Origin of the sequence: Pseudoalteromonas sp. 5Ae-yellow, assembly GCF_014077565.1 — a bacterium.
Lineage (GTDB): Bacteria > Pseudomonadota > Gammaproteobacteria > Enterobacterales > Alteromonadaceae > Pseudoalteromonas.
Genome location: NZ_JACGWD010000010.1, coordinates 1 through 23,716, shown reverse-complemented (window position 1 = coordinate 23,716; position 23,716 = coordinate 1). Strand labels below are relative to the sequence as shown.

Annotated in this window: 24 protein-coding genes and 2 tRNA genes; 7 read left to right on the top strand and 19 right to left on the bottom strand. The window is 37.7% G+C overall.

The genetic code is table 11. The features are described 5' to 3' along the window. Positions 1 to 151 precede the first annotated feature (151 nt). From H4J63_RS04655 to H4J63_RS04575, 18 genes are all read right to left on the bottom strand, one after another. Complete coding sequence (locus tag H4J63_RS04655; protein ID WP_182194852.1) at positions 152 to 2,473, bottom strand: RND family transporter; 2,322 nt, start codon at positions 2,471 to 2,473, stop codon at positions 152 to 154. Beyond that, positions 2,473 to 3,468, bottom strand: a complete 996-nt coding sequence (locus H4J63_RS04650) for a YCF48-related protein (protein WP_024604808.1) — start codon at positions 3,466 to 3,468, stop codon at positions 2,473 to 2,475. Before H4J63_RS04650 ends, H4J63_RS04655 begins: the two co-directional genes overlap by 1 nt. 132 nt (positions 3,469 to 3,600) lie before the next feature. After that, entirely contained in the window at positions 3,601 to 4,965 is a 1,365-nt protein-coding gene (locus H4J63_RS04645) for a DUF1329 domain-containing protein (protein ID WP_165743183.1), read from the bottom strand. A gap of 13 nt (positions 4,966 to 4,978) precedes the next feature. Continuing rightward, entirely contained in the window at positions 4,979 to 7,078 is a 2,100-nt protein-coding gene (locus tag H4J63_RS04640) for a DUF1302 domain-containing protein (RefSeq protein ID WP_182194849.1), read from the bottom strand. Between the two features lie 253 nt (positions 7,079 to 7,331). Beyond that, entirely contained in the window at positions 7,332 to 7,553 is a 222-nt protein-coding gene (locus H4J63_RS04635; RefSeq protein WP_033011738.1) for a DUF2835 family protein, read from the bottom strand. Beyond that, complete coding sequence (pepN, locus tag H4J63_RS04630) at positions 7,554 to 10,148, bottom strand: aminopeptidase N (RefSeq protein ID WP_182194847.1); 2,595 nt, start codon at positions 10,146 to 10,148, stop codon at positions 7,554 to 7,556. A gap of 47 nt (positions 10,149 to 10,195) precedes the next feature. Next, positions 10,196 to 11,659, bottom strand: coding sequence for a Na+/H+ antiporter NhaC (nhaC, locus tag H4J63_RS04625; RefSeq protein WP_182194844.1), 1,464 nt, complete (start codon positions 11,657 to 11,659; stop codon positions 10,196 to 10,198). Positions 11,660 to 11,840: 181 nt separating this feature from the next. After that, the gene (prc, locus tag H4J63_RS04620; RefSeq protein WP_182194841.1) at positions 11,841 to 13,865 is read right to left on the bottom strand and encodes a carboxy terminal-processing peptidase; all 2,025 of its coding nucleotides are present in this window, start codon (positions 13,863 to 13,865) and stop codon (positions 11,841 to 11,843) included. A gap of 26 nt (positions 13,866 to 13,891) precedes the next feature. After that, a complete protein-coding gene (proQ, locus tag H4J63_RS04615) occupies positions 13,892 to 14,542 on the bottom strand; it encodes an RNA chaperone ProQ (protein ID WP_002961909.1) in 651 nt (216 codons plus the stop codon). A 15-nt stretch (positions 14,543 to 14,557) separates the two neighbouring features. Then, positions 14,558 to 14,836 (bottom strand): hypothetical protein, encoded by a 279-nt coding sequence (locus H4J63_RS04610; RefSeq protein ID WP_002961910.1) that lies wholly within the window; start codon positions 14,834 to 14,836, stop codon positions 14,558 to 14,560. After that, positions 14,836 to 15,294: a GAF domain-containing protein gene (locus H4J63_RS04605; protein WP_002961911.1), complete on the bottom strand. Its 459-nt coding sequence runs from the start codon at positions 15,292 to 15,294 to the stop codon at positions 14,836 to 14,838. The genes H4J63_RS04610 and H4J63_RS04605 overlap by 1 nt, the downstream gene beginning before the upstream one ends. Before the next feature lie 128 nt (positions 15,295 to 15,422). Then, entirely contained in the window at positions 15,423 to 15,803 is a 381-nt protein-coding gene (locus H4J63_RS04600) for a hypothetical protein (RefSeq protein WP_002961912.1), read from the bottom strand. Between the two features lie 173 nt (positions 15,804 to 15,976). Continuing rightward, positions 15,977 to 16,222: a hypothetical protein gene (locus H4J63_RS04595; protein ID WP_182194839.1), complete on the bottom strand. Its 246-nt coding sequence runs from the start codon at positions 16,220 to 16,222 to the stop codon at positions 15,977 to 15,979. A gap of 13 nt (positions 16,223 to 16,235) precedes the next feature. After that, positions 16,236 to 17,063 (bottom strand): CPBP family intramembrane glutamic endopeptidase, encoded by an 828-nt coding sequence (locus H4J63_RS04590; RefSeq protein WP_182194836.1) that lies wholly within the window; start codon positions 17,061 to 17,063, stop codon positions 16,236 to 16,238. A 118-nt stretch (positions 17,064 to 17,181) separates the two neighbouring features. Then, on the bottom strand, positions 17,182 to 17,559 hold the full coding sequence (locus H4J63_RS20215; RefSeq protein WP_259365572.1) for a LytTR family DNA-binding domain-containing protein: 378 nt from the start codon (positions 17,557 to 17,559) through the stop codon (positions 17,182 to 17,184). A gap of 135 nt (positions 17,560 to 17,694) precedes the next feature. Next, entirely contained in the window at positions 17,695 to 18,078 is a 384-nt protein-coding gene (locus tag H4J63_RS20210; protein WP_259365571.1) for a hypothetical protein, read from the bottom strand. 371 nt (positions 18,079 to 18,449) lie between these two features. Further along, a tRNA-Ser gene (locus H4J63_RS04580) sits at positions 18,450 to 18,540 on the bottom strand. A gap of 83 nt (positions 18,541 to 18,623) precedes the next feature. Then, positions 18,624 to 18,714, bottom strand: a tRNA-Ser gene (locus H4J63_RS04575). Positions 18,715 to 18,965: 251 nt separating this feature from the next. Between H4J63_RS04575 and H4J63_RS04570 the strand changes: the two genes are divergently transcribed. From H4J63_RS04570 to H4J63_RS04540, 7 genes are read left to right on the top strand one after another with little or no spacing between them, the layout of a single operon-like run. Beyond that, the gene (locus tag H4J63_RS04570; RefSeq protein WP_008133668.1) at positions 18,966 to 19,631 is read left to right on the top strand and encodes a Bax inhibitor-1/YccA family protein; all 666 of its coding nucleotides are present in this window, start codon (positions 18,966 to 18,968) and stop codon (positions 19,629 to 19,631) included. Positions 19,632 to 19,686: 55 nt separating this feature from the next. Further along, the gene (gene tusD, locus H4J63_RS04565) at positions 19,687 to 20,040 is read left to right on the top strand and encodes a sulfurtransferase complex subunit TusD (protein WP_024596911.1); all 354 of its coding nucleotides are present in this window, start codon (positions 19,687 to 19,689) and stop codon (positions 20,038 to 20,040) included. After that, positions 20,037 to 20,393 (top strand): sulfurtransferase complex subunit TusC, encoded by a 357-nt coding sequence (tusC, locus tag H4J63_RS04560; RefSeq protein WP_002962696.1) that lies wholly within the window; start codon positions 20,037 to 20,039, stop codon positions 20,391 to 20,393. Before tusD ends, tusC begins: the two co-directional genes overlap by 4 nt. Continuing rightward, positions 20,390 to 20,656: a DsrH/TusB family sulfur metabolism protein gene (locus tag H4J63_RS04555; protein ID WP_008133664.1), complete on the top strand. Its 267-nt coding sequence runs from the start codon at positions 20,390 to 20,392 to the stop codon at positions 20,654 to 20,656. The genes tusC and H4J63_RS04555 overlap by 4 nt, the downstream gene beginning before the upstream one ends. A gap of 3 nt (positions 20,657 to 20,659) precedes the next feature. Further along, positions 20,660 to 20,989 carry a TusE/DsrC/DsvC family sulfur relay protein gene (locus H4J63_RS04550; RefSeq protein ID WP_007375712.1) on the top strand — a complete coding sequence of 110 codons (330 nt, stop codon included), beginning with the start codon at positions 20,660 to 20,662 and terminating at the stop codon, positions 20,987 to 20,989. Further along, entirely contained in the window at positions 20,989 to 21,675 is a 687-nt protein-coding gene (locus H4J63_RS04545) for a pseudouridine synthase (protein WP_024604803.1), read from the top strand. The genes H4J63_RS04550 and H4J63_RS04545 overlap by 1 nt, the downstream gene beginning before the upstream one ends. Continuing rightward, the gene (locus tag H4J63_RS04540; RefSeq protein ID WP_024604802.1) at positions 21,668 to 22,105 is read left to right on the top strand and encodes an NUDIX domain-containing protein; all 438 of its coding nucleotides are present in this window, start codon (positions 21,668 to 21,670) and stop codon (positions 22,103 to 22,105) included. Before H4J63_RS04545 ends, H4J63_RS04540 begins: the two co-directional genes overlap by 8 nt. Before the next feature lie 45 nt (positions 22,106 to 22,150). On the opposite strand, the gene H4J63_RS04535 is transcribed toward H4J63_RS04540, so the two are convergent. Beyond that, on the bottom strand, positions 22,151 to 23,422 hold the full coding sequence (locus H4J63_RS04535) for a sensor domain-containing diguanylate cyclase (RefSeq protein WP_024604801.1): 1,272 nt from the start codon (positions 23,420 to 23,422) through the stop codon (positions 22,151 to 22,153). Positions 23,423 to 23,716 lie beyond the last annotated feature (294 nt).

Here is a 23,716-nt window from a genome sequence, read left to right as displayed (position 1 = left end):
GCGTGGAGTCAATCAAATTCTAACCCTTTTGCAGCTAATAAACAGCCTTTTCGATGAAAACATTTTAAGCATTTCAGCTATTTGGTCATCTATTCACAAATTGTAGATATAAATGGCCTTTACAGGCCATTTAGGAGCAAAATTATTCACATTATTTTTTCTGGTCAGTCCAGAGAAGGCTACCAATCGCCGGTAATAACAACACTGCACCCAACATATTTACTAAAAACATGAAGGTTAGCAATATACCCATATCAACTTGGAATTTAAGATCTGAGAATATCCACGTACTCACACCAATAGCTAATGTAATCCCCGTAAACAATACAGCACTACCACGCTCAACAAGTGCATTACGATAAGCAATACTCAGTGGTACGTTTTGCTTAAGCTGCCCCATCATTGACGACAGTATATAAATACCATAATCAACACCAATACCAACACCTAGCGCAATTACAGGTAGTGTAGACACCGTTAAGCCTATTTCTAGTTGAACCATAAGCGCTTGTGCAAGTGTTGATACAATATAAAGCGGCAATACTACGGCTATTGTTGCTTTTACGCTTCTAAAGCTCATTAGGCATAAAATAATAACGGCACCATAAACGTAAAGCATCATTGGTATTTGCGCCTCTGCAACTGACTCATTAGTCGCTGCCATTACACCAACAGGCCCAGACGCTAATTTAAATGCTAATTCATCAGTGCCCTCTTCTTTAGCAAATTGCTTAACACTTTTAATCACAGTATCGATAGTTTGTGCTTTGTGATCATCTAAAAATATTATCACAGGCATAACGGAGCAGTTACCGTTAAGTAAACCTGTACTTGTTTCAACTCGAGATGTTGATTGTACTAAGCTTGCTGAATTTCGTGGCAAACTCTGCCATTTCAGATTGCCTTCGTTGTACCCTGCGTTAACCGATTGAGCTACAGAGCTCAAACTAACAGCAGACTGCACACCGGTCACATTTTCTACTTTATATTGAAAACGGCTTATGCGCTCCATAACATCATGTTCAGTACATGCTGCAGGATATGCCTCTACTATTACTTTTAAGATATCTGACGAAATAGTGTACTTGTCTGATATTAAAAATGTATCTTGGTTATAACGCGCATCTTGATGCAGAGACGGTGCGCCTGCGTGTAAGTCGCCTATACGCATTTTATCTGCTTGCCAGTAACCTAGAGCAAATAAAACAAGGGTAAAACCAATAATCATTTTAGCTACTTTAGGGTCTGTTGCTTTTACAAGTAAGTCGCGGATTTTATCAAGCATGTTAGGCTTTGCAGCGTCACCAGATTGAATATGTACACTGTTTTCAAAATTCATGTACGAAGCCCAGACCGGCAATAATATTAAATTAGTAAATATAATGACGGCTACACCTAAACTCGCTGTAATAGCAAGTTCACGGATAATACCAATATCAATGGTAAGTAATGTTAAAAAGCCAACGGTGTCTGAAAGTAGTGCAATACCACCGGGTATTAATAGAGCCCTAAAACTTGACTGACAACAGATACGGGTACTTTTTCCTTCACCTACTTTTTTACCAATCGCATTGATCATCTGCACACCATGACTTACACCAATAGCAAATACTAAAAACGGCACCAAAATAGACATCGGATCAAGACCAAATCCTAAACTTGAAAGCAGGCCTAATTGCCAAATAACAGCAATAATAGAACAGGCAATAGGTAAAATGGTTAACTTCAAACTGCCACAAAATAGCCAAACCATAACGAAAGTAAAGGCGATAGCAATGGCAAAAAATACGACCACACCTTTTGCGCCTTCAGCTATATCGCCTGCCATTTTTGCAAAACCAATAATATGAATACTTACTTTATCTGTACTCAAAGGTTCTCTTAAATCACTTTCTAGCTTTTGTGCAAAAGCTAATGTGTCTAACTTTTGTTGTGTTTGTGGATCTGTTTCTAAAAGCTGGGCCGTTACCATTGCACACGAGTAATCGCTGGCAATCATACGTCCTACCACTTTTGCTTTTTCGATGTTTTCTTTTACAACACCTAAACCACGCGTATCCGCTTTAAAGTTAGCAGGAATAATTGGACCGCCTGCAAAGCCATCCTCGACTACTTCAACAAAACGAGCACTTGGTGAAAATATAGAGTTAACTAATGGACGATTTACGCCAGGAATAAAATAAAGCTGATCGTGAACCGCTTTTAATTGAGTGAAAAACTCTGGATTAAATATATTGCCGCTGTCATCACACACTGAAATTAAAATACTATTTGCACCACCAAATTGTTTTTCGTGCTTGGTGTATACTTTCATATAGTCGTGATTTAACGGAATGTTTTTATTAAACGATGCATCTAATTGAATTTGAGTTGCTTTGAATACGAGTAAACAGGTTATAAGCGCAAAACTTATAAGCATAATTAAGCGATGTCTAAAAATCGCCTTTTCTATAAAATCGAGTAACTTATGCATTAAGGGGTTAACTCCTTCACTTTAATGCCATCTTCTGTCGCCATGATTAGTTTGTTATTTAAAATCACGCCATCCAAAATTGCTTTACCATCGGCTAACTGCTCATGGGTAAGTAATCCATCTTGAAGGTGAAAAATAACACCACTATTGGCGAGCATGAGCCATTGCTTATCATTGTAATTAATGATGTTGTTAATTGTCGCTGTTTTAATATTTTCAAAATGTAGCCACTCTTGCTCATTATTTTTCTTTGCAAACACGTTACCGCGAAGCCCTGCTACAATTTCTTGCGTACTATCTGATGCAACTGCAAAGAATGAACCTGGGTAAATCTCCTCAATCCTTTGCCAAGTTTGACCATCATCAATGCTTCTGGCCATTAAACCCATCTCACCAACGAGCATTAATCCGTTATCTGTTTTTTCGATTCGATTAAAGTGCGGTAAAATTGAAGCTGTTTCTGCTTCGTACCCTTCGGGATCATTTTCTTTTAAATCGTTTAAGTAATCTCTGTCATCACTAAACAGTAACGAATCTAAAAAGCGCTTTTGCCAATGTTTACCACCGTCGGTGGTTTGATAAAACATGCCATAGGCCCCCACTGCAAAACCTTTTAAATCATCTTCAAATAGGATATCAAGGCAGGGTTTATCTAGTTCTGGTTTAACTTGTTGTAACTGCCAATTAATACCACCATCGGTAGTATTGATAATGGTGGCATCGTGTCCACATGCCCAGCCATTATTTTCATCGCTAAAGTCAACAGCTGTTAATAGCACTTGAGTTGGTACAAGTTCAGCTTGTTGCCATTTATTACCAGTGTCACTTTTAATAACGGTACCATGCTTGCCTACTGCAATTAGCCCGTTACCTGTGTTTGTTATATCAGTAAGTAGGGTTTTATCTGCTTTAATTGCACTGATTGCATTTTCAGGGACATCCTGAGCAACACTCGCACCACTTATGATCAGGCTGGCATATACTAAATACTTCATAAATTTTAATCGCCTTGAACGAGAGAATTGTTTGTCTTTATATACTGAGGAAAGCGTTGCGCGATTTGGTATAAGACAAACGCGATGTGAAAGGAAAAGGCACTTAACATGCGTTAAGTGCCTAACTTCTAACTATCTACCTGCGCGACGTAATGCGCTTGACGTAAACTCGTTATCGTTAAACGATTGTGAAAAATCGTACATTTTTTCTTGGTTATCTAAACCAATTGCTAAATAACGACGAGAATTCAAATCATGGTAAACCTCAAGCGTACTCCATTGTGTAGGTACCTCGTAGTAGTTAAGGCCATAAGCCATTGCTACACGGTAAAGTTGGTCGCGGTTATCATAAATATCCGTAACCTGTACTTGCCAGCTATCTTCATCAATGTAAAACACACGTTTTTTATAGATATGGCGTGTATCGTCTTTTAAGTTAGCTTCAACAACCCAAACACGGTGTTTTTCGTAGCGTGTATGCTCTGGGTTTATGTGGCCAGGCATTAAAATGTCATCGTATTCTAACTTATCACTATGAAGCTTATAGCTGTTGTAAGGAATGTATAATTCTTGCTTACCTTTCAACGTCCAGTTGTAACGATTAGGTGAGCCATTGAACATGTCAAAATCATCAGTAGTACGTAAGCTATCCGCTGCTGTTCCTGGTGCATCATATGCAACATTAGGTGCACGACGAACGCGGCGTTGTCCCGAATTGTAAGTCCATGCTTGGCGTGGCGTTAATATTTGGTCCATCGTTTCATGAACAAGCAGTGCTGTACCTGCTAAGCGTGCAGGCTCTGTAACACTTTGTTTAAACTTAAACAAAATGTTTGAGTCTTGCAGCTCTGCGGGTGTTGCACTCGGATCTGAATATTTAACCAATAACTGCTCATCAAAGCCAACATAGTTATAAGAACCCGATGCTGTTGGCGCTGCTTGACCGGCAAAACGCTCAATAGACTGTCCACGGTAACGTAACAAATGATTCCAAATAGCTTCTAAACCCGTTTTAGGAATAGGGAAAGGAATACCAATTGCCGTATTTTTGATCCCATTCCCGTCTTCAACTAGCTCAGCTGTTGGTGCAAACTTTTTAGTTGCGTCGTACACAAACTGTGGATAAGACGCAGAGCGACGTGTTTCATACACTGGCATTTTAAATGTATCTGGATATGCTTCAAATAAAGCAATTTGACCCGGACTTAAATTTGCTTTGTACTTTTCAATATTATTTTTATCAATAGTGAATAGCACTTTATCAGTTGAAAATGGGTCAAGGTGATGCATACCCGGTTCATAGCCTGCTGGAGCAGATATAATGCCATTATTCCATGCTGGAATAGAGCCATCAGCATTCGCCGCTTTTTCTGCGCCTAATGGCGTTAAGTTTTGACCTAATTGAGCTACCTCAACTGCGCTCATTTTTGCCAAAGCAGCGCTGCTTGCAAATAAGCTACAAAAAGCAGTAGCAATGAGGGTAGGTTTTTTAATCATAGTAATGTTACCCCTAAATAGAATATTTTAAGTTAAAAGAAACGTAATCGCGATCTGAGAAAGTATTAATATCGCCGCCGCCCCAAAACGAGTTGTAGCTCACGTCAAGTGACCACGCATTTTGGTAGTTAAAGTTCATGGTCGCACCTAAAGATTTACGGTCTTCAATAAATAAGAACATAGGATCTGGTGTATTACCATTTACGTCATGAGAAAATACAAAACGAGGAGAGAAATTAATACCATCGTAAAGGTCATAATAATCACCTTTAGCAATTAAGCGATATCCCCAAGAAGATGCAGTAGCAAATGATTTTTGCTCTGCACCATTTGAAAGACCAAGTTGCAATGTAGTGTAATCAGTTGTGCCAGGCCCAGTAATAACGCCACTTCGCCCAGTACCCGATACGTTTAAACGCATCTCGTCGTATTCAGGCATGTTATGAATTTTTACAGCACCCACTTCACCAACAACAGCCCAACTATCAGCCCCTAATGAAGGGCCAAATAAATGTGTTGCAGTAAACTGTAATTGTGATGTATTACGTTCAATATACCCTTGAGCAACTTGACCAGGTCCTACAACACTGATGTCGTCGCCTAAACTCATTTGTGAAATACCCGCAAAATCAGGACGGATACCAGCAACCGCTAATTGCTCAGGCATCGCTGCATACAAAAGCTCAACATCATCAATTTGCAGAGGCTCGTCTTGACGAAAAGCAAATTCACCCGCAAAAGCTGTTTCACCAATAGTGGTGTTAAAGCTCAAACCGTATAGTTTAATATCTTCTGGGTAGTCGTTTTCAGCTTTAGAAAAGGCAGTTAAATCAGCAACATTATCAGAGGTAATTTCTGTCGTCATAATCATCGCTAAATCTTGCGCAATTGCTTCGTTTGAAAAGTTTGATACGCGACCAGAGATAAGCGGACGACGACTGTGGTAGTTCACATGGTATAACGCAATTTCAGTATCATTAAACTCAGGTAAAAACACCCCTAAACGAAGACCGTACTGACCGCCATCTTCAGGTTCTGTTTTACCATTATCTCCTTTACCTTTAAGCGCGACCTTAGTTGGATATGCAAGGTACATTTGAGCTAATAAAGCACTCCCTTCGGCACTTGAAGGATCAATTCCTTGAGCAGCTGTTGCTAGTGCAAAGTCAGATTTTAAGTTATTTAAACTATCCGTTAAAAAAGCAACATCAATATCAGGATTAGACGTAAAGCCTAACTGAACATTTTGTTGGTAACCATTTTCTGCAGCAAAGTCATTAGTAGAAAAATACGTGCCAGCTGCTGGTAGACGCGTTTCTTGCCATTGATATTGGTAGAAACCTTCAAGCGTAATATTTTCAGTAATACCAAGCGATGCCCAAAGCATACCGATTGGTATAAATGCTTCTTTAAGCTCAGCGCCTGGTGCTTTTAATCGGTCAATATCAACTGGGTTTACGTTAATACCATGAGATATAAGCGTACTTTCACCCCAGTTAACTACTTGCTGACCTAAGCGAATTGATAATGGGTTATTCCCGTCGTTTAAATCAAAATTAGCCCAAACGTATGCATCTAGTAAACGGATATCTGCACAGCTTTGCTCTTTTGTATCTTTATCGTCACACGGGTCAACACCTTCACCAGAAGTTGGGTTTGAATAAGCGCGATCGCCATCCATCAACTCAAAATCATAAAAGTACATAAAACGTGTAAACAAACCGTAATTATCTTTATTTATTGAAAGGTCGTGTGTTCCCTTCAATAGTTTTGAGAATGAGTCACCACTGTCAAAATTTAAATTACCCGCATCACCATTGTTTGAGTAAGAGCCGGGTTGTGCCCATACATCTTGTGATGAGTAAATAGTGTTACTTAGTGCAGGGTTGTAACCTGTCCAGTCAAAAGCTGGATTATTACTTTTACCAATTAAGTTAAAGTCCCTGTCTTCTACACGGACGCTTTGCCCATATGAAAAGGTTGAGTCGAAGGTAATATCAAAACCCCCAGCTTCAAATGTTACAGCTTGAGTACTGGCTGCAGATAAACCTAAACTAGCGGCTGCTAAACCTATAGCGATTTTATTTTTAACAAAAAGCGATCTTCTTATCATTTTGGTTCCCCCCTGTCGCGGGTCATTTTGTGTGATCAAGTTATTGTTTTTAGTGTCATCGTAACGATAGAAGCGAATCATTGAAATTACAAATAGTCGCATTCAATCTGTCATATATTTCTTATTCTGGTTGACGCTTACGTATTGGTAAGACGTCGTACCAGATAATTTATACACGTTATTTAACAATAGGACAAATTGAAATTAACAAAAAGACAATATTTTTATGCTTTTATAACATGAAAACAGGGAGCTAAGCCACGCGCTCAATACGAATGAATTTATTTTCGGGGGTTAATAATATTCTAAAACGCCCTCTTATACCTAGGCTGGTAATAAAAGGTCTTAAATGATTAGCAGAAAAACGTACCGTTTTCCCGCCATCTTCTACAACTTGTAAAGAGCTAAAACGGCCATGGTAGTAATCCATGCACTCGTTATAGCTCAATCTTAAGGTAAAATAATACTCAATCATTTATACGAGCGCTTTTTCAACCTTTTCATACAAATCAGCACTTAGCCCATCTAGATTAGCTAAGCGTTGTAATTGCAGTTTCATTGCTTGAGAGCGAACATCATCGTAACGTTTCCATGACATGAACGGTGTTAACATACGAGACGCATTTTGTGGATTAATTGCATTAAGTTTTATTAATAAGTCACCTAACAACGTATAACCTTGGGCGTCTGAACGATGAAATTGTGCTGTATTAAAGTGACTAAAGCTTCCTACAAGTGCACGTACACGATTCGGGTTTGAAAAATCAAAACACGGATGTTCGTAAAGTGCCTTAATATTGTCTATAGCATTATTGCCTGATTGCATAGCTTGCAGTGCAAACCACTTATCCATCACTAAAACATCATGGCGCCATTGACTATCAAAATGACTCAAAAGCTCTTCTTGTAAAGGGTGGGATGCTTTTACCACTGCGCTTAGTGCACCAAGTACATTGGTCATATTAGTAGAACTTGCGGCTTCTTTAATAAAGCTTACAGCCTCTGGCTTTTGAGTTTTAGCCAAATAATGCAAGCATATTTGTTTTAAAGCGCGCTTAGCAACGGAGCTTGCACTTATACTGCCATCATCTTCAAGAGATTCGTAACAACTAAGCAGTTCATCAGCAAGTTCGTCAGCAATTTGTTGCTCGAACTTTTCTGTTATTTCAATAATCTCATCAACAAGTATTACTTCAAATTCAGCGGCTAATGTATCAAAACTTGGCAGTTTAAACAGCTCTGCAATTAAGGCTAAATCGCCCTCTTTTGTGTTTATAAGTACACGTAGCGCATTTATAATTTCGCTGCTTAACTCGCTATTAGTTGTGTCGGTAATCTGAGATTTAATCGCTTTAATAAATAGCTGCTGTTGTGCATCCCAACGTGAAAAATCACTGCGTGCAAAACGCATAATATGTAATAGTTCGGGCTCTGTTGTTTGCTGATTTAAAATACAAGGTGCAGAAAAATCTTCGAGTAAAACCGCAACGGGCTTTTCTAAGATATTATCAAAGCTAAATGTTTGAGTCGCATTAGTTACATCGAGTACATGATCTAGTTTTTTACCTTTATATTGCAGAGCAATACTTTGTCCATTGGCATCAAGTAGTTCAATAGCAAAAGGTATATGAAGCTTTTTATTCTCTGGCTGATTAGCTGACGCTGTTTGCTCGATTGTCAAAGTGTATGTATTTGAGCTGCTATCAAATTTTTGAATTGCATTTAAACGCGGTGTACCTGATTGGCTGTACCATTGTTTAAATTGCTCTAAATCAACACCTGATGCATCGCTCATCGCACTTACAAAGTCATCACATGTAACTGCTTGCCCATCGTGGCGCTCAAAGTAAAGCGTCATCCCTTTTTGAAAGTTAGTTTCACCCAGTAATGTGTGCATCATACGGATAACTTCAGCACCTTTATCGTATACAGTTACTGTATAAAAGTTATTCATTTCAATAACTTTCTCAGGGCGAATTGGGTGAGCCATAGGGCCTGCATCTTCGCTAAACTGATGCGTCCGCATAACTTTGACCGCATCAATTCGGTTAAGTGCACGAGAGCCTAAATCACTACTGAACTCTTGGTCTCTAAATACAGTTAACCCTTCTTTTAGCGATAACTGAAACCAATCTCTACAAGTAACTCGGTTACCTGTCCAGTTATGAAAGTACTCATGCCCTACAATGGATTCAATCGTATGGTAGTCTTTATCTGTGGCTGTTTCTTGATTAGCTAATACGCATTTACTGTTAAAAACGTTTAGCCCTTTATTTTCCATCGCGCCCATGTTGAAAAAATCGACGGCAACAATCATATAAATATCAAGGTCATACTCTAAATTAAAGCGTTCTTCATCCCATTGCATTGCTTTTTTAAGTGAAGCAATAGCATGAGGTGTTTTAGATAAATTCCCCTTATCAACAAATAATGCTAACTCTACGTATTTGCCGCTTTTAGTCGTGTACGTATCTTTTAAAACATCAAAATCGCCCGCTACAAGTGCAAATAAATAGCTCGGCTTTTTAAATGGGTCTTGCCATTTCACAAAATGACGACCATCTGATGTTTCACCGCTATCTACTTGATTACCATTAGAAAGAAGTTGTAGATACTTTTTATCGGCAATAATAGTTACATCAAACGTGGCAAGTACGTCAGGGCGATCCATGTAATAAGTGATTTTTCTAAATCCCTGCGCTTCGCACTGTGTGCAATACGCACCGCCCGATAAATATAAACCTTCTAAAGAAGTATTTGTCTCAGGTGATATCTCGGTCACAATACTTAATTGGCAACTATCCGGTAGGTTATTGATTATTAGCTGCTCGCCAATAATTTCATAATCAGTTATATCAACCGTATCAATAGATAAAGACAGTAAGCGTAAATCAATACCATCAAGCACTAAAGGTGCTTTTTTATCACCAACACGCGTAAGCGTTAGCAAAGAGCTTACTTTGGTTGATAATGGCTGTAAGTCAAAGGTTAGCTCTGTGTGGTCAATTAAAAAATCAGGAGCTTTATAGTCTTTAAGATATTGTGCTTGAGGTTTACTTGATTCAGTCATAGATACTCCAAAACAGCTCCTTTTAAGTTAAAAGGAGCTGTTTAAAATTAGGCGGATTGTTTTGGCTTAATACGTAAAATTTTAATGCCCAAGTAGGCATAAACCACCGCTAAAACAGGGTTAATTAAGTTAAAGAAAGCGTAGAGTGCATAATCAAAAGGATTTATTAGTAAAACGCTTTGCATATATGCGCCACACGTGTTCCATGGAATTAGTGGGCTGGTAATTGTACCGCCATCTTCCAATGTACGAGATAAGTTAACAGGCTTCAAACCACGTTTTTCGTATTCATCTTTAAACATACGTCCAGGTACAACAATCGCGATATACTGATCGGCTGCTATAACGTTTGTACCAATACAGGTTGCAATTGTTGCTGTAATTAATGAACCCGTACTTTTAGCTATTTTAAGTATGCTTTTAACAAAAATGTCCAGAAGACCCGTTTTTTCCATGATGGCACCAAACATCAGTGCAGTCATAATCAACCACGTAGTTGTAAGCATTCCTGACATACCGCCACCACTAAGCAGCGAGTTCATTTTATCATCACCTGTGCTTATACTAAAACCATCAAAAAACGTCGTCCAAACAAGCTTAAAGTAACCTACTAACTGTCCTTGAGAAACATCAATTTGGCTAGCAATTAGATCAGACTGAAACAACATAGCCCAAACAGCGCCCACAACAGCACCAATTGAGATAGCAGGAAATGCTGGCATTTTTTTAATAGCTAAAACTAAAAGTACGATTAACGGGATCAGCATTTCAAAACCAATATTAAAGTTTTGCTGTAAAATAGCCGTTATTTCATCAATGCGCCCTGCTTCGCTTGAAGCTGTTGCATTAAACCCCATGAATATAAATATAATCAGTGCAATTACAAAACTCGGTACTGTCGTCCACAGCATATGTTGAATATGCTCAAACAAATCAGCGCCAACAACTGCTGGTGCCAGATTGGTTGTTTCTGACAGCGGGCTTAGCTTATCACCAAAGTACGCGCCAGATATAACTGCACCTGCGGTTACTGTTTGCTCAAGTCCAAGACCCGTAGCAACACCTAATAAAGCAACACCTATCGTAGCAGCCGTGGTCCAAGAACTACCAATACTCATTGCTACAATGCCACAAATTAAACAACTCGCTGCATAAAACCAACTTGGGTTTATAACTTGCAAGCCATAATAAATTAAAGTTGGTACAGTTCCAGAAAGTAGCCAAGTGCCAATTAACGCACCTACCATAAGTAAAATTAGGATAGCGCCAAGTGAAAGCGTTATACCTTCGATCATGGCTTGTTCTAATTTTTTCCATGTATAACCGTTTTTAAGCCCAATTAAAGCCGCTGCAAAAGTAGCAAATAAAAGTGCAATTTGGTTAGGGCCTGATGAAGAGTTATCACCAAATAAGTAAACTGCAGCACCAAGTAAACAAATTAATACAGAGATAGGAATTAATGCATCAAAAAACGAGGCGGGCTTGATTGGTTTGTCATCCAATAGCTTCAAAGTAGAGACTCCTAGACACACTTACTGTGTGTTTAATTATTATTTTTAGCACGTAAAGCGCATTAATTGAGCATGATTGATCTAGCTCAACTTTATGTAATCAAATATTATAACAATTTAGTAAATTTTAGGTAGTAAAAAAGGCGCTAATGCGCCTTTTTTATAGAGGTAAAACCAGTTGTTACTTCTTAGCTATACGACCATAATTAATATAATCTTGAGTAATTAATGCAGCTTCTTCCAAAAATGGGTCAAGCTCTTCAATTACTTCAGGTAAATCGTCTAAGTTTTCTACCGGATCTTTACCTAAACGCTTAAGACGTTCGTTAGTACGTACAAGTGCACGTGCTTCACCTTCATCTTTTTCTTTAATACGCGTAGCTTCAACTAAAGAGATAGTTTTACGGTCTTTCTCTTCGTTGTATAAGGTAATGTCATTAAATACATAACCAAATTCTGGTTCTGATTTAATTCGTACTTCGTGTTGTTTCTCAAGGTACGTAATAATAGGTGTTAAATTACCTAATTTTTTGTATTTTGCTTTAACAATGCTATCCCAAGGAAGTGCATTATCTTGCTTACTTTCGCCCCACTCTGCAGGATCGATTGCTGATGGAAACGAAATATCAGGGATCACACCTTTATGTTGCGTACTACCACCGTTAATACGATAAAACTTAGCAATCGTATATTGTACGCTACCCAGCGCATTATCATATAAATCGTAAGCGCGGCCTAAGCCTTTGTGCTGCTGTACTGTACCTTTACCGAAAGTTTGCTCGCCAATAATAACTGCACGACCGTAATCTTGCATAGCTGCTGCAAATATTTCAGAAGCAGAGGCACTGTAACGGTCAACTAAAACAGTTAAAGGACCATCGTAATAAGTTATACCATCGCGATCTTTTTGCTCTTCAATACGGTTATTTAAGGTATGAATTTGAACAACTGGACCTTGGTCAAAAAACAAACCAGACAGTTGTGTTGCTTCATATAAAGAACCACCTCCATTTTGGCGTAAGTCGATAATAATACCATCAACTTTTTCTTCTTTAAGCTTAGCCAGCTCAACTTTTACATCTTTCGAAAGATTATTGTAAAAGCCCGGAATTTCAATCACGCCAACTTTACTTGTTAAATCAGAGTATTTGGCTTCAAATACTTCTGATTTAGCCGCTCTATCCTCAAGTCGAATTTTATCGCGAGTGATTTCTACAACTTTCGGAGCGCCGTGAGCATCAACACCTTTTAAATACTGTAAACGTACTTTAGTCCCTTTAGGACCTTTAATTAAATCAACTACGTCATCTAAACGCCAGCCAATTACATCTACAAACTCTTCGCCATCTTGAGCAACACCAATAATGCGATCATCAGCTTTAATTTGATCTGTTTTATCTGCAGGGCCTCCCGGCACTAAGCTGCGAATAACAGTGTAATCTTCATCAGGGCTTAATACGGCACCAATGCCCTCAAGCTCTAAGTCCATATCCATTTTGAATTGCTCTGCACGACGTGGCGATAAATAAGACGTATGCGCCTCAATACTGCGTGCTAGCGAATTCATAACAATTTGAAAAGCATCTTCTGAATTTGATTGTACTAAACGTTTTTCTGCATTTTTGTAGCGTTTGGTCAGCACCTCTTTAATGCCTTCCCAATCTTTACCCGTCATTTTTAAACGCAGTGCGTCGTACTTTACACGCTCACGCCAAATTTCATCAAGCTCAGCTTGTGACGCAGGCCATGCTGAATCTTCACGGTCAAAAAAGTATTCATCTTCTTTATCAAACGTCATCTCTTTTTCAAGCAGAGTAAGTGAATACTCGTAACGTTCAAAACGGCGTTTAAGACTTAAGTTAAAAATATCAAACGTAAAGTCTAATTTACCGGTAGTAATAGCGTTATCAAAGTCATCACGATATTGCTCAAATGAGGCGATATCGCTGGCTAAGAAAACGCTTTTATTAAAATCAAGGGATTCGATATAACGATCGTACACTTTACTAGAAAGCTCATCGTTAAATCGAACCGGTGTATAGTGTGAACGAGCAAATAAGCTAGCCACTCGTTTGCTAGCAGTACCATGTTGACTCTCTTGCTTGAGCTGGGGTAAATCGTCAATAGTAACGGCTTCTACAGCAGCAAATAATGAACCTGAAAACAGGGCAGCAACTAACGGAATGAGCGTAAACTTTTTACTCATACACAACTCCTTAATTTATTTACAACTTAAACAATGTATAAGCTGTCAGCTTTGGTTTTAACTTGCATACCTGTTACTAACTCAACATGAACATCATCTTTGTTCACTTCAGTTATTACTGCATTTACAAGTGCTTGGCCAAGTTTAACCTTAACCTTATTATTAACCTTGACCTCAGTTGCTGGCAAAGGTTCAATTTTTCCTGAACGCTTAGCCGGCGCTGCTTTAGCAGGTTTGTTAGCTGCAGGAGCGTTTTTATCGCCTGGTTTGCTAGCATGAGCTGGTTTTTTCTTGAAAGATTTAGAATCTGAATCTTGGCGAGGACGCTGTTGTTTTTTGCGTTTAGCCATTTTAGCGCGGCTTTCTTCCAATGCTTTTTGTGCATGGTCGATATGCTCTTGCTCAACTTTTTCACCTTGATTACCATCAAGATCAATACGAAACTCTGACTTGGTCACAGCTTCTAAATAACGCCAGTTAGACGTGTATTTTCTAAGCGCTTGACGAACTTGAGTCTTACTTACTTTTTCAGACCCTTCAATACGCTCAGCAATATCTTTAAAAATACCTACTTTAAGCGGCTTGATGCCATCTTTTTGTTTAAAACATTGTGGGAATTCTTGATATAAAAATTCCAACACTTCATTAATATCTTTTAGCTTGTTTGTGGTTTCCATTTTAGAACCTATTTTTCACATCTTTTCATCAAGGGACGAATCGACGTAGTGTGTTACCCAGTCGACCAACTCTTCGAAATCGGCTTCAATTACAGCCATATCACCCCGAAGGTGTTCCCAAATACCATTAATTGTTTCATCAATAAATTCACATTCTGAATCATCAGGAAGACGATCCCATGCAATATGAATTAAATCATTGAGCGTTTCCGCTACATGCTCTTCTTCGCCTTCCCAGTCGCCAACATCTTGCACAGCAAATAGGTAGTCTTGAACATTTAGCAAATCTTTCATTACAGGCTCGCCTCTAAGCATTTCACTAATGCTTCAAGGCCAGCTTTATCATCAGCATCAAATCGGCCAATACTTGGACTATCAATGTCTAGTACAGCAAATACTTTACCATGTTTCATGATAGGTACAACCACTTCAGAATTAGACGCTGCATCACAGGCTATGTGGCCGTCAAAAGCGTGAACATCTTCAATTAATTGTGTTTCTACGGTTGCCGCAGCAGTTCCGCATACACCTTTTCCTACTGGAATACGAATGCATGCAGGGTTACCTTGAAACGGACCAAGTACTAATTCAGTAGGAGAATCCATAAAGTAAAAGCCCGCCCAATTTACATCCTCTAAAGAGGTAAATAACAGCGCGCTTATGTTTGCCATATTGGCAATTACATTGGATTCACCAGCTATCAGCGATTCAGTTTGCTTAACTAATGACTGGTAAAAATCGTGCTTTTGCATACCAAACTACTTCTTATTAAACATACAGTAGCTAAAGGTACTCTTTGTCGTGAAAAATTGGAACCTTTTGGAGGTAAAAAAAAGGAAATCACACCGTTTATCAGTGCGCTTGGTTAATAATGCTGCGATTATTTTTTTGCCGTTTTACGAAGACCAAACAAAAACAGCCCAGCAGCGAATGCTGACATTACACTATTGATCAAAAATATCTCCCCTGTTGTGGCACTTAATAAGTAACTAAATATCGCTCCGCCTAGTAGTCCAAGAGTTAATACCCCTGAATAATTAACTTTAGAATACTTAAACATGAGTAAATACCCAGGCACAACAAAAGCAGCCATTGTTAAGCCTACTATGTGTGCATTTGATATAGCAGTCATTAATAAGGTAAGAAATATTGATACAAACTCGCCTTCAAGCGTAAGTGAGTAATAAACACCAAGTAAACTGCCTACAATAACAGGCGATAATAACGAAAGCCCTACGCTTTTTGCTAGCTGATGTTTCATTTAAAATCCTTAATACACAAATCTAAATTCTATGTATAAAGCATGCACCAAGATCTAAAGGTTAGAAACAGAGACTATGGTCGTAATTTATGATTAAAAATAAACCTTATTGCAGTATGAGCCTATTACTTTATTAATAGGCTCATAAGTTTGGGTCACACTTATCAAAATGCTTATAACTTAGCTATTTTATTTGATAACTCAAAATGGCTAGATGTTACTATTTCCTCAAGCACTGCCACCCTTTTGCTCAACATCGCTGTTTGTTCCTCTAATTTTGTTATCTTGTTATTATTTAGTCCTTTAAATTTTGCGTGCGCTGCCATTATTGTAGTTTTATAGGTGAAATAACGTTTAGTAATAGTAAGAATCAAAAAGGGTGTGCTAAATATAATTATTACAATAAATAATTCTAGCATGGTCGTTTCCCAATCAATTTAAGTTAGCTTGTTGCGTGTAAAGGCCATTTTTAGTGCATTGAAATAATTTTGATAATGTAACTTCGCGCTGCTTTCCTCGTCGAATTAGCATCTCAACATACACAATACTTAACACAATGGCTGTTGCTTTAAATAAGTTACCTTGTAGATCACCTACTGCGCCACCCGACATACCAAATATTCCGTAAGCTGCATTCATAAAAACATGCATCCACATAGGAAACCAAATACGATAACCACATTCACAATATAGCCACGCAAACCATGTACCTGCTACAGTAGTGATTGCAACCGCCATCAATGCAGAAATCGCATCATTGCCTTGATAAATATGGCCCAGACCAAATATTACTGAACTAATTAATGCCGCAGGCACAAAGCCCCATCTACAATATTTAAATAAAACACCAAACAATGCAGCCCTAAAAATTAGCTCTTCAAAAAACCCCGCATAAACTGAGCCAGTTATTATTGCTGGTATTGATAGGTTAAGTTCATCACTCAAAAATCCATAACCTATTGCCATAGGAGTACAACAAATAATTGCTGCGAGTGCATAGTTAATAAAACCAGAGGAATTAAGCCCTATAGATTCAAAAGGCTTACTTTGTTTAAACAAAATAATAGCCGCAATAACTAACGGTCCATATAAAAAAATATATTTAGCGGGGGTAAATAAAATGCCAGTTAGATTATCAAGTTCAGACAACCAGCTAGACCAACCTTCTCCCCTAAACTGCCTCATTACATAGTGGCAAAATACATAGTGGCAAAATACAAATATAGAAATTATTGCAAGTGCCTTGATAGCGTATTTCATATCTACTTTTCTCGTTAAGTTGTAAATTTCAACTTAATCTTGGCAATAGTAAAAATACAAAGCGACCTATTAGGTATCAATTACAAGATGAGGTATAAAGCCCATGTTTTAGGGGGGATTAACATGATTTTGGGATTAATGACAAAGCATCTTTGATTACTTTTACATAAGAACGAGACACAGGAATTTTAATATCAATTGTATGTAGCGATAATTGCAACCCTCCAGCATTACCACTGTAGTGTTGAATGTTTTGCAGGTTAACCGCATAAGAACGGTGGCATCGTAATATAATTGTTTTTTCTGGAAGCTGCTTTAATAAACCGCTAAGAGATACACGTGATAGTTTACGTGAAGTTGAAGCTCCTTCTTGTATTGTTATTTCACAATAGTTGTCTGAAGATTTAATAAATAAAATATGGTGAGGAGCCGCATTAATTTCGTCGTTTTTGTTATCACCTTTGAGAGTAATTGTCTTTAATTCAACTTCTCTCAACTGCTCTTGAGCAACGCTAACTTTACTTGGCTTAGTTAAATCTATTACATGCCTATTTACCACAAGTAAAAAAATAAGAGGAAATACACCAATACAAAAAATATACCCTACAAAAAGTAATTGATTCTGCCAATGCTAAGATCCAAGTACAGCAACCACAAAATACCCATGATTGAATATCGCAGTAATTAAAATATATGTGATAGGAATAATAATTAAACGGTTTAATTTACTTAGCTTAAACTTAAGTAACACTATTTCTATGAAACCTGACAATAGCAAAGCACAAAAGGTTACTAACCCATAGCCAAAAAGTCGCAGAAACTTGTAAGACTCGGTATCGCTTGAAGTGCCAAAAGGTTGAAATACAAAAAGTACAAAAAGCGTTATAAACGAAAACATGGCGGCACGATATACAACTAACTTTCTCGAATCTAGATCATCTTTGAGCCACAACATCCTATTTTGCATACCTTTAATCCACCAATATTTAAAAATAACACATATTAATATGTGCATTCCAACTCATTTAAAGTTTTTTGTGATGGTAGTTTTATTAAAAACAAAAATAGGAAGAGAACATCAACGTTTTTTAACATCAGAAGATGATGTGTGAGCAATTCTATCTGCTTTTAAGGTTTTACTAATAAGAGATAAGAGATGTAATACCAATTCGCTTAATTAAGTGATCTATTTAGAGGGCGGATAAACGTGTTTACAGCTAGCCAATAAATTCGCTATTTAGTTGTTCAAAATGAGAATTTTTTAACGCAGGGAGCGACACGTTTAGTCCCGCAAAATGATTAAGTATTATTGCGGGTTGGTATAAGTGTACTGATATTGTTCCAAACACAAAAAAACCCGCTAAGTTAGCGGGCTATTCTGTTATATGGTGGAGAGATAGGGATTTGAACCCTAGATGGGCTATAAACCCATGCCGGTTTTCAAGACCGGTGCATTCGACCACTCTGCCATCTCTCCGATACTGCTAAGTTAAAAGTAAGAGTGTACTAATAACTATTTAAATGAATGATATTTTAATTACCACACACTTATTAAATAAGTGGTGGAGAGATAGGGATTTGAACCCTAGATGGGCTATAAACCCATGCCGGTTTTCAAGACCGGTGCATTCGACCACTCTGCCATCTCTCCGCACGGCCTGCATAATAGGGAAACCCATCCCTTTTGTGAAGCTTTTTTTTAAATTAATTGTTTAAGTGCCTAAAAAACAATTGATTTGTTTAAAGTTAAAACAAAATGTTTTTAATTTAGCCATCAATATACTTTTATTTAAATATTTAACTCTATTGATCTACAAAGGTTTGCCCAAACATATAAGAGTTGGTAATCTAATTTTAGTTAAATTATCGAAACACACACGTTTCACTTAAAGGAGCTCTACAATGGCGTTTAATCAATCGTACAATACCGCGAAACCGGTAATGTCTACCATTGAAACAAACAAGGTACTTAAAAACACCTACTTTTTACTAGCTATGACACTTGCATTTAGTGCAGTTACAGCCGGTATTTCAATGGCACTACAATTACCTTACTTTATGGGAATTGTGTTTACACTCGTTTCGTTCGGTTTATTATTTGTTGTAAATAAAAAAGCAGATACAGCATCTGGTGTATTTTGGGTTTTTGCTTTCACAGGTTTAATGGGGGCAGGCTTAGGTCCATTGCTTAACCATTATGCTGCATTACCTAATGGCCCAATGCTTATTATGCAAGCCTTAGGTTCTACAGCGCTTATCTTTTTTGGTTTATCTGCTTATGCACTAAATACTAAAAAAGACTTCTCATTTATGGGTGGCTTTTTAACTGTTGGCTTAATCGTTGTGATTGTAGCAAGCATCGTTAATATTTTTATTGGCAGTTCATTGATGTTTATGGTGCTTAATGCAGCAGTTGTACTGATTATGTCTGGTTTGATTTTATTTGATACAAGCCGAATCATAAACGGTGGTGAAACTAACTACATTCGCGCAACAGTGTCTTTATACCTAAGCGTATATAACTTATTTACTTCTTTACTTGCTCTACTTGGCGCAAGTGATGACTAATTAAATAGTTCTGTTAAAATAGCCCCTTTATTGGGGCTTTTTTATTGGAATTGTTTTGGCACGCTTTGTTCTTTCATTACATACACCACCATCCGATCACGATACCACGCAACGCATAGTTAAATTTGCGAATGCATGTTTAGCCCAAGGGCACACCATTGATGCTATTTTTTTATACCAGCAAGGTATTTATCATGCATCTACCCACTTTGATTTATCCTCAGACGAGCTTCAAATTTCAGCACTTTGGCAGCAACTTGCTGATCAAAAACTAAATTTAATGCTGTGTGTTACCGCCGCGCAAAAGCGCGGGTTAGATATTAAAAACACAGGTGTATTTAAAGTCGCAGGGTTAGCTGAATTTGCAATGCTTGCAAGCGACGCAGATAAATGGGTGCAATTTAAATGATAAACGTATTAGTAATGAGTCAGTGCAGCCCATTTGACGATTTAAATATTCGTGATGCACTTGATATGACATTGATATTTGCTGCTGTTGACCAAAATGTAAGTTGGTTGTTTAGCGGCCCCGCCGTTTTAGCTTTAAAAAAGCATCAACAACCAAACAATATTGGCTTAAAAGACTTTTTTAAAAATATTAAAACACTCGAAATATATGATGTTGAAAACATTTTCGTGTGTGAAAAATCATTGCTTGATTATGGTTTAAATAAACATGATTTACTCATAGAAGCAAAAGCTCTTAACTTTAGTCAACAACAAACACTAATTAAAGCGCAGCAACATGTGGTGAACCTATGAGTACGTTACATATATTTTCAAAGCCGCTTAACTATTACTCGGCAAATCAGCTAGAGAACTTAATTTTATCAGGCGATAAGGTACTACTTGTTGGTGATGCCTGCTTTGCAAAAAAACAATTTAGACAATTTGCAGATACACTGTTAATACTTGAACAAGACGCGCAAGTACGTGCAATAAAATTAGCAGATAACGATAAAGCAATTAGCTATGAAGACTTTGTGGCACTCACTTTATCAACTAATCAATCAATTACGTGGTAACTCATGCTTGAATTTAACAACCAACAGATTGAAACCGACAAACAAGGCTACTTGCTCGACCATACTTTATGGTCAAAGGAGCTGGCGCCTGTAATTGCTACTCAAGAAAACATCACACTTAGTGAGCAACACTGGGAAGTCATTAATTTTGTTCGTGATTTTTACATTGAATATAACACCAGCCCAGCAATTAGAATGCTTGTAAAAGCAATGGCTAAAGCACTCGGTGAAGATAAAGGTAATAGCCTTTATTTATATAAATTATTTCCTAAAGGCCCAGCCAAGCAAGCAACAAAAATTGCCGGATTACCAAAACCAGCTAGGTGCATATAATGAGAGCTAAATCAGACAATAATCAAGCAACACAAGCCAAGCCAAAAAGAAGTACTGGGCGTACTTATTCACGCAGTGCACTTAACAAAACGCCATCTGGTAAAAGAGAAATAAAGCCGCAAATAGCATCTAAAGACAGAAAAATTGTGTTATTCAACAAGCCGTTTGATGTGCTATGCCAATTTACAGATGACGCAGACAGAAAAACGCTTGCTGAATTTATCCCTATTAAAGAAGTTTACGCAGCAGGAAGGTTAGACAGAGACAGTGAAGGTTTATTGCTTTTAACAAACTGTGGAAAATTACAAAACACCTTAACTGCTCCTGATAAAAAAACGAATAAAACCTACTGGGCACAAGTTGAGGGTGAACCAACGAGTGAATCAATTAATGATTTATGTAATGGCGTAGAACTTAAAGACGGGCTTACACTCCCCGCTAACGTTAAAATAATTGATGAGCCAACAATTTGGGCGCGTACCCCGCCTGTACGCGAGCGAAAAGCAATCCCGACCACTTGGCTAAGTATTACTATTAATGAAGGTAGAAACAGACAAGTTCGTCGAATGACCGCGCATATTGGACACCCTACACTTCGCCTCATCCGCTATAGCATTGGCAACTATACGTTGGATGATATTAATTGTGGTGAATACAAAGTAATTAAGGGCGTAGTTGATGCATAAACCGCATGTCACGGTTGCAGCAATAGTAAAAAAGCAAAACGAGTTTTTACTTGTAAAAGAGCGCGATAAATTTACACAGCAGGTTTGTTACAATCAACCTGCTGGTCATTTAGAACAAAACGAAACGCTTGCACAAGCAGCAAGCAGAGAACTACTTGAAGAAACAGGCTTAGCGCGTGAGCCAGTCGGCTTTTTAGGTGTGTATAATTTGCATGCCGAAAATGGAGTGCACTATTTGCGATTCTGCTTTTTATTTGAAGCACCCGATAATATAAAATCGCCAACGCCAGTAGATACCGACATTATCAGCGCTAACTGGTACACATTAGAGCAAATAAAATCACTACCGCTTAGAAGCCCTTTAGTATTGAAGTGTATTAACGACAGCCTGAACCGACCAGTATTAAGCCTAGAAACTATTTATAATTAGTTATATTGGCGAGTAGCTTAAATAAAATAATTAACTCTATTTTACTTACTCTGAGCTTAGCGCTATACAGTTACGCCCTTGTTTTTTAGCATAGTACAAGGCGTTATCAGCGGCTTTAACGAAGCTAATTTCATCACTATTTGTATAGTCACTGATGGTATTAATACCCATACTTATAGATAAAAATCCGGTAAAGCTATCCTGATGTGCAATAGCTAAGTTTTCTACAGCCTTTTGTATTTGCTCTGCTATAAACAATGCCCCTTGCCTATCGGTTTGAGGTAATAAAACAACAAATTCCTCTCCGCCATATCGCGCCACAAAATCTTCTGGGCGACTAACCGTTGAAGCAATTTTTTGAGCCACGTCATATAAGCACGTATCGCCCGCTACATGCCCATACCGATCATTAAATTGTTTAAAATGATCAATATCGATAATAATCATCGATAGCATGCCTTCGCATTCTTTTGCTCGTTCATACTCATGCGTTAGTTTTTCATCAAACCGACGCCTATTTGCAATTTTGGTTAATGCATCCAAAAAGGCCATATCCCTAAGTATATCCTCTGCTTCTAAACGCTCTGTTGCATCATTAAAAACAGCTAAAAACTCTTCACCTATATCAATTCCTGAAATTTCCATCATCACTTGCGAGCCATCACGACAAGAAACTCGATAGTTATTTGCGGGTATGTCGTTATTGTTATTTAGTGCCTTTTCAAGAGAGTCTTGCCACAGCTCTTTTGCAAGTGCTCTGTATTGGGGATCTGGATACGCTTTTTCCCACCATGATTTAAGATTTGGCACATCTTCTACTGTATAACCAAAAACATCTACAAAACGTTGATTAACTTTTAAAATATCACCCGTCTTGGCACATACATTACATACTGGCATTGGCAAAACGGTAAATAACCTAGCGTAGTGACTTATCTCATGTTTGCGCATAGGGTTTAGTGTACTTTGAGGTAAGTAACTCATTGGCATATCATTTTTTTCTATACTAAGCTTTTCTTCCATTTCTAAAGCGAAATACCACTCAAGCCACCAGTGCTCTACATGCTCAAGCACCTTTAAATCAACGTTCTTTTTAACTGTTGAACCTTTTATTAAGCTAAATAACTCATGTACATGGTTTGGCTCTTGGTAAATATGAGGGTTTTTGGGTTTTATTAACTCATAAAAAAGATTATAGGCTGATTTTTTAAACTCTGTCGTCTTGCTAGAAAGTAATTCGCTATCCACAAAATCCGGTTTTTGTGTGTAATGCTCGACTAAAGAATTTATCTTGTTTATTTGATAGGCATAATTCATATATTCATTCCATTGACTATATTTCAAGCGGCTTTAAAATGGTTTATAACCATATACTCACCACTATTTTATTTTTATTAAGTGTATATTTACCCTAGTAGTTTTAAAAGAAAATACTATTAATAAAACTCAATAACTACATGAATTATTCTATACTCTTAATTTATTAGGGCGTGTTGATCTTTGTGGTATGAAAAACAAACAGCATGAAGATAAGGTATAATTGAATTCGCCAGAAAACTTTACACCGAACCTATATGCCAAGATTAATGTTAACAGACGGGACATGGAATG